Raw genomic sequence first — 12347 nt, forward strand, 5'->3', positions numbered from 1 at the left:
TCAAGTTTTGAAATAGCTTTTTCTGATCCCATTGCACATGCTGCACAATGCATTCCGTCTATTCTAAATGTTAATTCTTTAGTCGACATACCTTTCCCTCCTTAAACTTATTACACTTTCATTATACCCCTTATGGGTATATTTTAAAACTATTTTTTTATTTTTTTATTGATAATTATTATTGTATACAATTTTTATTTATAAATTTAAAAATAAAAATGCTTTCCACTAAAAACAATACTCAACTGCCTTGTATAGACGTAACTATTGTGATATACTTGTTAAGTTAAATATACAGAAGGGAGCTAAAAATTATGGCAAAGCATAAAATTATAAATATAGCCGTTATCGCCCATGTCGATGCCGGTAAATCAACTTTAGTCGATGCATTTCTTTCTCAGAGCGGAATATTCAGAGAAAATGAAGAAGTAAGAGAACGTGTAATGGATAGTAATGACTTAGAACAGGAAAGGGGTATAACAATATATTCTAAAAACTGTGCTATAAACTATGGAGATTACAAAATAAATATAGTAGATACTCCAGGTCACTCTGACTTCTCATCAGAAGTTGAACGTGTTATGAAAACTGTTGATACAGTTATACTTCTTGTCGATGCAAGTGAAGGTCCAATGCCTCAGACAAGATTTGTTTTACAAAAATCATTAGAATGTGGTTTAAAACCAATATTATTCATAAATAAAATAGATAAAAAAGATCAAAGAGCTGAAGAAGTTGTTGATGAGGTATTCGATTTATTCGTAGATCTTAATGCAACTGATGAGCAATGTGAATTCCCTATAATATACGGAATTGCTAAAAACGGAATTGCTAAACTTGAAATGGATGATGATAGTGAAGATTTATCTCCATTATTTAAAACAATAGTAGATCATGTTGAAGCATATCCTGATTATGATGAAGAACCTTTACAGCTTCAGATATCTTCTCTAGCTTATGATGATTATATAGGTAGATTAGGTATAGGTAGAGTTTATAAAGGTAAAATTCAGCCAGGACAAAATGTATGCATCTGTGGTGAATCTGAAGAACCAAGAAAAGGTAGAATTGGTAGACTTACTGTTTATGAAGGATTAAAACAAGTTGAAACTGATGAAGCTGGTAGTGGTGAAATAGTTGTTATATCTGGTATTCCTGATATATCAATTGGTGAAACTATATGCTACCCAGATAATCCACAGCCTATAGAAATGATAAGTATAGAAGAACCTACTCTATCAATGAACTTCCTTGTAAATGATTCTCCATTTGCAGGAAAAAGCGGTAAATTCGTAACAACAAGACATTTAAAAGATAGATTAGAAAAAGAACTTGAAGTAAATGTTGGATTAAAAGTTGAATCTCTTGATACTACTGATGGATATAAAGTTTCTGGTCGTGGAGAACTTCATCTTTCTATATTAATAGAAAATATGAGACGTGAAGGATATGAACTAGGTGTTTCTAAACCAGAAGTTTTAATGCATAGAGATGAAAATGGAACTTTACTTGAACCAATGGAAAGAGTTATAGTAAACTGCCCAGAAGTATATTCTGGTACTGTAATAAATGAATTAAACCAAAGAAAAGGTATGATGGAATCAATGGAAATGGAAGGAGATTATGTAAAAATAGAATTCATAGCTCCTACTAGAGGACTTCTTGGTTATAGAAGTGAATTTATAAATGTTACAAGAGGTGAAGGTACTCTTGTTAGATCATTTGAAAGATTTGAAGAACATAAAGGTGAAATTCCAGGAAGAAGTAATGGTGTTCTAATTTCTCAAGGACCTGGTACTACTATGGGATATGCACTTAATGCACTTAGTGAAAGAGCGACTATGTTTGTAGATCCAGGTGTAGATGTTTATGAAGGTATGATAATAGGTATGAACTCTAGAAAAGACGACATGACTGTTAACCCATGTAAAAACAAAAAAATGTCAAATGTCCGTGCTTCTGGTTCAGATGATGCTATAAAACTTGCACCACCAAGAATATTCACTCTTGAAGAAGCATTAGAATTTATAGATGAAGACGAACTAGTAGAAATAACTCCTGATGCTATACGTTTAAGAAAAAGATACTTAAATGAACATGAAAGACTTCAATACAATAAATCAAGACAAGCTGCAAAAGCTGCAAAATAATTAATTTAAAATATTATGCTACCATTCAAATATTTAGTTTATATTTATGGTAGCATTTTTATTATTTTATAAATATAAATCCATAAAATAATTCAAAAATCAATAAAAAGCTATTACTAACTTTAGTAATAGCTTTTTATTAGCTTTTTCATCATATAGTATAAATATTATATTTATACTATCTCCATATAATATATATTTTATCTTTTCTTATTTATTTTTTCTTAGGAAACCAAGGTATAAAACGATTCACATTCTCGCAATAAACTAAATACTTTTTGCCATATTTTTGATAAAGCCATTTTTCTTCTGTATATTTCAACATAATAAACAAAATTACATAATATATCGGAAATAGAATTATCAAAAATAGATTATTACTCCAAAGTAAAAATGAATACATAAAAAATGTTATAGCTGAATATATTGGATTTCTAACATATGCATACGAACCATTTGTAACTAATTCATTTTTCTTTATATTTTTGTCTATATTTACAATAAAAACTGCATTAACCCATAATACTACTCCAAGTATAAACAAAAAAACTGAAAAAATTTTTATAATAATTTCTAACTTTTCTATACTATAACTTGGAATCAAACCTTTATTATTCAATAAAATTGATACAAGGGTAATAATAAAAATTAAACCTACATAAAAAGGACCTATTCCAAATAAAGATAAGTGTTTATCTTCTTTCATATAATACCCCCCCTAAATATTAAGTTTGTAAAAATATATTATCATGGTCAAAGTTTTATTGTCAATTTCTTAATCCGTTAAAATTTATCACTTTTATTATTTCTTGAAAATTAATATATCATTTAAATAGTTCATATATTTATTTTTAAAGATTTATCAGTATATTAATTCTTTATATTTTAAAAATTATAAAATTTTTACATAATATATGTTAAATTTATATCTATTTCATTGTTATTTTTTATTTTTTTTTAATCTGATTAAATGTTATAATTATATTAAAGGTAGTTTTAATATTCAAAAATCCATATATATAAAAAATATCCTGTAATCAGATTTTTTGTTTACAGGATATTTTTACTTTATTAGTTGTTATTTTTTTATCTTAAAAAATATTTAAATTGAATAATTTACAATATTTTATTTATTATCTATATATTAAAAACTTTATTTTAAATATGAGTTTATTAATTTTTTGTGTAAAAAAACTGCCTAGATATGGCAGTTTTTAATTTATATTCTATATTAATTATTTTCACTTACAATGTATGATACAACTGAAAGTCCATATACAGCTGCTATAGCTAAAACTGCTATTGGTAATATCATTATATTTCGCCTTCTTTCTAAATCTTATTACTTAATATATTTCCAAAAAATTAAATTTTAAACATATTTTATTAATTTTTAATATATTTCTATTATAATTGTTAAGGTATTATTTTTCAAGTTAAAAACTTGTTACTTTTTATCATCATGTATATTAATTTCATAATTATAAAATTAAAATATTATTAAAAAAACCATTTCATAGAAAAAATATCTTGACTATATAATTTTTATATTATAAAATAACTAACGGGTTAAAAATAAAAATGAATAATGTTGCCATACAGGCTATAGATTTTTCTGTTTCTGATTATAAACAGTCTTCTATAGCTTTTTTTATTGTTATTAAATATAGTTAGGAGGTATTTAATGGAAAATACAAAAAAATTAAAACAAAATAATCAATTATCATATAATCCTATGACTGATAAAAAAGTAGTACCACTATTAGTATCTATGGCTGTTCCACCTATGATATCTATGCTTATACAATCTCTTTACAATATTGTTGATAGTGTATTTGTCGCTCAAATCAGTCAAAAAGCACTTACAGCAGTTAGTTTAGCATTTCCTTTACAAAATTTAGTTTTATCGTTCGGAGTTGGGCTTGGAGTTGCTGTAAATGCAAATATAGCTATAAATATGGGTGCTGGAAATATGGAAAAAGCAGATAATTATGCAGGACAAGGTGTTATCCTTACAATAATACATACTCTTTTATTTGTATTTATAGGATTATTTGCACTTAGACCATTTTTCTCTATGTTTACAAAAGATACTGAAGTAATAAATTATGCTATCCAATATGGAAGAGTTGTTATAACTCTAGCATTTGGTTTATTATTCCATATTTTATTTGAAAAGATATTTCAATCTAATGGTAATATGATTGTACCAATGTTTTTACAAGCATTTGGTGCTATAGTAAATATAATATTAGATCCAATTTTTATATTTGGTCTTTTTGGATTCCCTAGATTAGGAGTTCTTGGTGCAGCAGTTGCAACTATAATTGGGCAGTTTTCAGCTGCAACACTAGCTCTTATTTTATTCTTAAAAAAATCACCTGTTAAAATAGAGAAACATCATTTAAAACCAAATTTCAAGTATATTTCTGATTTATATAAAGTTGCACTTCCATCTGGAATAATGATGTCACTTCCATCTGTATTAGTATCTATACTTAATGGAATACTTGCTTCTATATCTCAAGCATCTATTGCTTTCTTTGGTATATATTATAAATTACAAACATTTGTAAATATGCCTGTTGTTGGAATTATACAAGGTATGAGACCTATCGTTTCTTATAACTATGGTGCAGGATTAAAAGATAGAGTCTTAAAAACTATAAAATATGCAATGATTTTCTCATCTATTATATTAATTTCTGGAACAATTGCCTTTAATATACTTCCAGAAAAATTACTTATAATGTTTAATGCTACAGATGAGCTTATGGGATTTGGTGTAATTGGCTTAAAAATACTTTCTCTTGGATTTGCTTTCTCATTTGTTGGTATAACAATGAGTGGAGTATTTGAAGCCTTTGGAAAAGGTCTATTCTCTTTAATTATATCTATGTTTAGACAATTAGTAATCATAGTTCCTTTATCTATGATTCTTGTTAAATCTATGGGACTTGTAGGAGTTTGGATATCTTTCCCAATAGCAGAGGCAACAGCTGCTATAATAGCAACTATACTTTATAAAAAAGTTGTAAAATAGAGAAATTTCCAATTAATTATTTAATTATTTTTAGATTATTTTTTATTTTTGAAGTTATTTAATATGTACTTTGATTTCTATAAAAATAATTTAAATTTATTATAAATTTATAAATGAAAATATTAAAAGAAACTCCCTTATTAGGGAGTTTTCTTATACATACATCTTATACATAGAAAAAGGATACTATTTTATAGCATCCTTTTTATTTATATAGTTTCATTTTAAATACTTTAATATTTTAAAGTAAGTCTTTTATTTTTTCTTCTATTTTTTCTGGTTTCATCATAGGTGGAAATCTATCTATAACATTTCCATTTCTATCTACTAAAAATTTAGTGAAATTCCACTTTATATCTTTTCCAGCTATTCCTGTCTTTTGACTTTTTAGATATGTATATAATGGTTCTTCATCTTCACCATTTACATTAATTTTTTCAAATTGTTTAAATGTAATTCCATATTTAGAAATACAAAAATCTTTAATTTCTTTATTCGTTCCTTTAGCTTGAGAACCAAATTGATTACAAGGAAAATCTAATATTTCAAAATCTTCCATTTCATATTTTTTGTAAAGATCTTCCAGACCTTTATATTGTTTTGTATACTTTCAGCTAGTAGCCGTATTTACAATTAAAAGTACTTTTCCTTTAAACTCCTGCATAGACACTTCTTCACCATCTATATTTTTTAACTTATAATCGTATATACTCATAAACAACATCTCCTATTTTATAATTAACTGCTACTTATTTAATACCCTTCTAAATATAATATAATCATAAAACTATATTTTGATATAAATTTATTTTATAAACTTAAAAATTATCTTAAAATAAAATATTCGCTATAATTTAAAAATAAATAAACTTATTAGACTATGTTTATATTACTTATTACTTATATATTTTATAATTCATTTATTTTAGAATTTACTATAAACCCATAATTTTCAACTTTATTTATAAAATTGTATATGCCTATAAGTTCTAATTTATTCGTTAATTTATCTATAATTAAATCAATTGTCACTTCATTTATATTCTTTATGTTTTTTGAAAATGCATCGACTATATATTTTTTACTTACAATATTATTTATATTTGATACTATTATTTTAATAATTTCCATTTCATCATAATTTAATAACATTTTTTTACCATTTTTTTCTATAGTATTATTAGAAAAGTTTAAAATAATATCTCCAAATTCAAAAATATCATTATTTATAGAATTACAAGAATATATTGTTTTAAAAATTAGTTGTACTTTTTTTATTAAACTATCAATAGAAAATGGTTTTAAAATATAATATTCATTTTCATTAATTATATTTTTTAAGATATCTATGTCAATTCTTTGGTCTATTAAAAATATAATCGGTATTTCAAAGTATTCCTTTATATCTTTATATAGAGTACTCATATTTTTATCTGATAAATCAAAATCTATAATAATTAATTTTGGGTTTAATATAAAAACTTCATCTATTATTTTTTTGAAATTATTTGCTATTTCAGATGTATATCCATATTTTTCTAAATTTCTCTTTATTTCTTCTGCTAGAAAAATATCACATCCTATTATAAAAATATCTATATTATTTTCATCTAATAAAACTTTATACTCCTCTTTTTCTAAATAGTTTGATTTATATTTTTCTAAATACATAGTATCACCTCTTATTTTTATAATATATCCATTTTATTGATATTTCAATATTTTCATACACTTTTACATACAAAAAGACCTCAGTAAATTACTGAAGTCTTTTAAAAAAATTTAATATTTAATTTGAATTATTTTTTATAAGATATCTTATTTATTTTTATAAGAATCTTTATGCATTATATAACTTCTACTATATCTTTTTTACTTTTTCTTTCAAAGTGTTTATTTGATGGAACATCATCTTCTGCTGCATATCCAATTGGGAATAATGCTATAAGTTTATATCCTTTCATCTGAGGATATTTCTCTTTAAGACTAGGTTCATCAAAATGACCAACCCAAGTTGTAGCTAATCCTAAATCACTTATTTCCATCATAATGTGAGTTGCAGCTATACTTGCATCTACTTGTGCAAAATTATGTTTATCAAACTCTCTAATCCAACCTTCTTCTTCCTTATATCCTAATAGAAGAAACACATCTGCTCCAAAAGTAAATCTAGTATAGTTTTTTAAATCCTCTTTTGCTTTTTCTGAATCAATCATAAAAATTTTAAATGGTTGCTTGTTTACCGCAGTCGGTGCGTCTATACCTGCTTCTATTATTTGCTCTATCTTCTCTTTTTCTACTTTTTTACTTGAAAATTTTCTACATGAATATCTTTTTTTTGCTAATTCTTTAAATTCCATTTTACCCTCCATATTGATTATATTTTTTATAAATACAGTATTTATTCTATCCAAAAATATTTATGATTACATTTTTATTCCTCTATTTATAATATATACTATTTTAAAATATAAACAAGAAGGCACTTTTTAGTAAGTTTAGATATTTTTATATTTATATGATAAAATTTATTATTATATTAAATATATACTTGTTAAATAATATCTTTTAATATATATTAATATTTAACTAAAAATAATTTATAGGGAGGAATTATTATGTTAAAACAAATTTATCATGTTGGACTAACTGTAAAAGACATTGATAAATCTATATATTTTTACAAGAATATTTTAGGATTATCTTTTGTTGGTGAAATGATAATGGAAGGCAAAGAAACTGATTTATTATTTAATAGAGAAAACTGTAAAGCAAGGGTAGCGTACTTAAACGGAAGTGATAAAATAAGTGCTCCTCCAGTTGAATTAATTCAATTTTTAAATGAAGAAAGTACTGAAATTGATACACCAAGTCTTTTTAAAACATCTATATCCGAATTATGTTTCTATACAGAAGATATAGAAAAACTTTATAAACATCTTTTAGATAATAATGTAAAATGTTTATCTGAACCTCAATATTTCGATTTTTCTAACTATGGCTTTGGAAAAAGCAAGGCTATATATTTTAAAGATCCTGATGGAATTATTTTAGAAGCTATCGAACCTATACTTTAACTATGATATAAATATTTATTTATATATTTCGATAAATCTAAAAGAATTTAATTTTTAAAAGAATAATAAAAGACTAGATTTAATATAGTATCTAGTCTTTTACTCTTTGTATTATTTATTTTTCAGTTATTTTTTAATTATTTCTGCAAATTTTGCATTTATTAATTTTTCTAAATCATCTGGATTTATTTCTATTTGCATTCCTATTTTACCACCTGAAACATATATAGTATCAAAATTATGTGCAGAAGAATCAACTACTGTTGGAAATAATTTTTTCATTCCTACTGGAGAGCATCCTCCATGTATATATCCTGTCAACTTAAATAAATCTTTTTGTTTTAGCATTTCAATTTTTTTTACACCAACTGCCTTTGCACCTGCTTTTAAATCAAGCTCCTTATCTCCTGGCAAACAGAATACATAATATCCATGGTTGTCATCAGTTGTAACAAGTGTCTTAAAAATCCTATCTGTTGGTTGTCCAAGGTAATTAGCCACATCAAGAGCACTTACTGGACCATTTTCTGGATATTCTCTTATATTATATTCTATTTTGTTTTTATCAAGAATCCTCATTGCATTAGTTTTTGCCACTTTTTTCCCCATAAAACCCTCCTATTTATCTATTCATCATAATTTAAATTATTCTAAAACAATACTCTGAAAAATATTATATTTCTATTTTTATTTTTAGTCAAATATTAAAGTTAAAAAAATAATAATTATTATTTATCTTTTAGATAGAAAAGTATATAATAATTATTGTAGAAATTTATTATTGAAAGGATTTGATATTATGTTAAATGAAAAAGTTGCTAATTTATTAAATTTACAGGTAAATAGAGAATTTTATTCTGCATATCTTTATCTTGAACTAGCTAATCACTATGCAGAAGAAGGATTAAATGGATTCTCTAATTGGTACAAAATACAGGCTCAAGAAGAACGTGACCACGCTATGTTATTTATACAGTTTATGCAAAATAATGATGCAAAAGTTGTTTTTGAAACAATAGAAAAACCTGAAGTTGAATTAAATGATAATTTAACTCCTCTTAAAGTTGGTTTAAATCATGAAGTATATGTAACAAATCTTATAAACAATATCTATGATGCTGCTCATGAAACAAAAGATTTCCGTACTATGCAGTTTTTAGATTGGTTTATAAAAGAACAAGGCGAAGAAGAAACTAATGCTAGTGATTTAGTAAAAAAAATGGAACTTTTTGGAAGTGACCCTAAAGGACTTTATCTATTAGATCAAGAATTAGGTGCAAGAGTTTACACTGCTCCATCATTAGTATTATAATTTTTAATTTATAAAATAACATTTAGAATATTAAAAGGGCTATTAAATTAATTTCTATTAATTCAATAGCCCTATCTTTTTAAATTATATCTACTTTAATTTTTTCTTTTCCTTTTTAACAGATACTACATGAGATATTGCGACTATAGGATGATAAAAAATCATTCTTGGTCCTGAAAATTTCATAACTTCTTTTATTTTTTCTCTCATATCTTTTTTGTAACAATGTACTTTACAATTTACACAAAATGTTTTTGTTTCCATAAAAGGACATTTTTCAGAACGTTCTTTTGCATAATTTAATAATTCCAAACATTCTTCACATAACTCATTTTTATTTTGTTTATGCTTTTTTCTACAATACAAATAAATCATATCTTCAACTATTCTTTTTTCTTTTTCTCTTTTATTTTTAATTTCATTCATATTTTATACCTCTATTAAAATAATATTAGCTTCATTTTACGTTACTAATTTTTTCTTATCAATAGATATTTTGTAAATAATAAAAATTTATTATAAAAATGACTTCCAGTAAAACTTATCGCTATATATAAAAAGAGTTGAACTAAAGTCCAACTCTTTATTATATTAGGATAACTAGAAAACCTTTATTTTTTAGAAAACTATCTTATGAAGTTTGTAGCTATTTTTTCCTCTTTTTCAGGCAATCCATATTTTTCTTTTCCTAAAGCCACACTTTTTACAAGAAACGCCATATTTTTGCCTAAAGTTCTCATAACTTGCAATCCTTCTTCATCTTTTAATACCTCTTCTGGAGTATTTCCATGAACGCTATTCCAATATTGGCTAGATGCTATAGGCATTCCAACTATGGTAAAATATTTATTTAATTCATCAAATGTAGATGAACATCCACCTCTTCTAGCAGATACAACTGAAGCACCTATTTTCATACTCTTATCGCATCTATTACTATAAAATAATCTATCCATAAAAGATATTAAATTCCCATTTGCAGATGCATAGTACACTGGAGATCCAATAATCATTCCATCACATTCAGTTACTTTAGGAGAAACTTCATTTACAATATCATCAAATACGCATTTCCCAATTTTTCTACAAGTTCCACAAGCTACACATCCTCTTATATTTTTATTTCCGACATGTATTATTTCTGTCTCTACCCCATTTTTATTTAATTCTTTTTCTACCTCACTAAGTGCAGTATATGTACACCCTTTTTCGTGAGGACTTCCATTTATTAATAATACTTTCATATTTACACCTCTAATTTATACCTCTAAAAAATTTTTACTACTTCTTTAAGTTTACTACCTATTTCTTATTTTTTATCAAATATTCTATATTTTATAATTTATTTTTTATACAATAATTTAAAAATGCTGTACATCCTTCTAATACATCATCATATGTTTCATCAAAATTTCCTGTATACCAAGGATCTGCTATATCTCTTTCACTATTTGCAAAATGAAGTAATTTATATACTTTATTATCTGTATCTTCTCCAATAATTCTTTTTAAATTTCTTCTATTCATATCATCCATTATAAGTATATAGTCAAAATCCTTATAATCCTTTTTTGTTATTTGTCTTGCGTATTTTCCTTTTGTAGATATTCCTACTTCTGCAAGTTTATTTCTAGTCCCAGGATGTACTGGATTTCCTATTTCTTCTCTACTTGTAGCTGATGATTCTATATGAAATTTATCTGATAATCCATTTTTAGCTACCATATCTTTAAATACAAATTCTGCCATAGTTGATCTGCATATATTTCCATGGCATACAAAATTTACTTTTATCATTTCTATTTTCCTCCTTAAATTGCCTTGAAATGCCCTGTTTTGCAAGTTTTTCTGGGATATCCCTTGATTTTACACCTATTGTGATAGTGTAGTGAAAATCGCAAAATACGGCAAAATGTGGCAAGTTGTAACTTTTAAAAGTAGTCACTTGGTAGTCAGTTAAGGGGGTGCAGACTACTCCGATTTTTGCACATTATAACGATAGATTTTTGCTAGGGGGGTGCGAAAATCCCTGTAAACGATTATAGGATACCAGTAGAATTTAAAAAGCAATGAGTTATTCAAAACTATTAAGCACTCTCCGGTACGATGTTAGAAGCCGCTTAATAATCAATTCCTTGTACTATTCTTTCTAAACTCTTCCAACATTTTTCTAAGTATCTGCATATTTCGATACTCTTCACGAAATGCATCCATATTATAGCCAGGTAATTGCTCCATATAAGGAATCCAGATATTATTTGCGAAATCTTCTTTTCTATCCCAGTTTTTTCTGACATAGTTTCTGAAACGCTGATGTTCTTTCTCATTCTCAAAAATTAAAAGACACCCTTCATACTCATCATGAGCATGTCTTGCTTCATCGCCATCGTCCACATAATAAAATTCATGAACTAAGTGATTCAAATTCCCTTTTATCATAAAACGATATGAAATATCCCAATTATGATATTCTGTAAGTGATATTCCACCCATATCTGGTGTAGCCGTAAAATACCTACCACCATCAAGAATCACACCACCAAGTTCTGCCAATACGGTCTGATGATAGCAGATTCTTATTTCGCTCCAGTACGGTCTCGAATCAGTTTGTGCAAATAGATAATACTCATAACCATTTCGACCATCCTCTGGCTCATATGTATGGTCAATCGTAAATTCCGGAGCATATTTATAATACTTTTTATCTTCGCTTGATGGACTGTTTGCCCAATGTTCAGGATGCTTTAGGTACAACATCACTTTTT

The 12347-nt window shown here is 25.7% G+C and carries 13 protein-coding genes; 4 read left to right on the forward strand and 9 right to left on the reverse strand.

The features are described from left to right. Positions 1–311: 311 nt before the first annotated feature. Positions 312–2150, forward strand: a complete 1839-nt coding sequence (gene typA, locus Q1J78_RS00085; protein WP_300276649.1) for a translational GTPase TypA — start codon at positions 312–314, stop codon at positions 2148–2150. A 214-nt stretch (positions 2151–2364) separates the two neighbouring features. Here typA and Q1J78_RS00090 read toward each other — a convergent pair whose 3' ends face one another. Next, positions 2365–2856, reverse strand: a complete 492-nt coding sequence (locus tag Q1J78_RS00090) for a methyltransferase family protein (protein ID WP_300276628.1) — start codon at positions 2854–2856, stop codon at positions 2365–2367. Between the two features lie 978 nt (positions 2857–3834). Here Q1J78_RS00090 and Q1J78_RS00095 point away from each other — a divergent pair. After that, positions 3835–5193 (forward strand): MATE family efflux transporter, encoded by a 1359-nt coding sequence (locus tag Q1J78_RS00095; protein ID WP_300276630.1) that lies wholly within the window; start codon positions 3835–3837, stop codon positions 5191–5193. Between the two features lie 241 nt (positions 5194–5434). Here the strand turns inward: Q1J78_RS00095 and Q1J78_RS00100 are convergent, their stop codons facing one another. From Q1J78_RS00100 to Q1J78_RS00110, 3 genes are all read right to left on the reverse strand, one after another. Then, positions 5435–5908, reverse strand: coding sequence for a glutathione peroxidase (locus Q1J78_RS00100; protein WP_300276632.1), 474 nt, complete (start codon positions 5906–5908; stop codon positions 5435–5437). A 194-nt stretch (positions 5909–6102) separates the two neighbouring features. Next, on the reverse strand, positions 6103–6864 hold the full coding sequence (locus Q1J78_RS00105) for a response regulator transcription factor (RefSeq protein ID WP_300276634.1): 762 nt from the start codon (positions 6862–6864) through the stop codon (positions 6103–6105). Between the two features lie 176 nt (positions 6865–7040). Beyond that, positions 7041–7553 carry a nitroreductase family protein gene (locus Q1J78_RS00110; RefSeq protein ID WP_300276636.1) on the reverse strand — a complete coding sequence of 171 codons (513 nt, stop codon included), beginning with the start codon at positions 7551–7553 and terminating at the stop codon, positions 7041–7043. A 258-nt stretch (positions 7554–7811) separates the two neighbouring features. Between Q1J78_RS00110 and Q1J78_RS00115 the strand changes: the two genes are divergently transcribed. After that, complete coding sequence (locus Q1J78_RS00115) at positions 7812–8270, forward strand: VOC family protein (protein WP_300276638.1); 459 nt, start codon at positions 7812–7814, stop codon at positions 8268–8270. 126 nt (positions 8271–8396) lie between these two features. Here Q1J78_RS00115 and ybaK read toward each other — a convergent pair whose 3' ends face one another. Further along, positions 8397–8879: a Cys-tRNA(Pro) deacylase gene (gene ybaK, locus Q1J78_RS00120; RefSeq protein WP_300276639.1), complete on the reverse strand. Its 483-nt coding sequence runs from the start codon at positions 8877–8879 to the stop codon at positions 8397–8399. A 190-nt stretch (positions 8880–9069) separates the two neighbouring features. Here ybaK and Q1J78_RS00125 point away from each other — a divergent pair, with 190 nt between their 5' ends. Further along, on the forward strand, positions 9070–9582 hold the full coding sequence (locus Q1J78_RS00125; protein ID WP_300276641.1) for a ferritin: 513 nt from the start codon (positions 9070–9072) through the stop codon (positions 9580–9582). 90 nt (positions 9583–9672) lie between these two features. Here Q1J78_RS00125 and Q1J78_RS00130 read toward each other — a convergent pair whose 3' ends face one another. The 4 genes from Q1J78_RS00130 to Q1J78_RS00145 all read right to left on the reverse strand — a co-directional run. After that, positions 9673–10008, reverse strand: a complete 336-nt coding sequence (locus Q1J78_RS00130) for a nitrous oxide-stimulated promoter family protein (RefSeq protein ID WP_300276643.1) — start codon at positions 10006–10008, stop codon at positions 9673–9675. Positions 10009–10208: 200 nt separating this feature from the next. Then, on the reverse strand, positions 10209–10826 hold the full coding sequence (locus Q1J78_RS00135; protein WP_300276645.1) for a flavodoxin family protein: 618 nt from the start codon (positions 10824–10826) through the stop codon (positions 10209–10211). Positions 10827–10917: 91 nt separating this feature from the next. Continuing rightward, on the reverse strand, positions 10918–11379 hold the full coding sequence (locus Q1J78_RS00140; RefSeq protein WP_300276647.1) for a low molecular weight protein-tyrosine-phosphatase: 462 nt from the start codon (positions 11377–11379) through the stop codon (positions 10918–10920). Between the two features lie 330 nt (positions 11380–11709). Further along, on the reverse strand, positions 11710–12347 hold a 638-nt coding region (locus Q1J78_RS00145; RefSeq protein ID WP_330683259.1), incomplete at its 5' end, for a hypothetical protein.

Source organism: Peptacetobacter sp. (genome assembly GCF_029264495.1).
Lineage (GTDB): Bacteria > Bacillota > Clostridia > Peptostreptococcales > Peptostreptococcaceae > Peptacetobacter.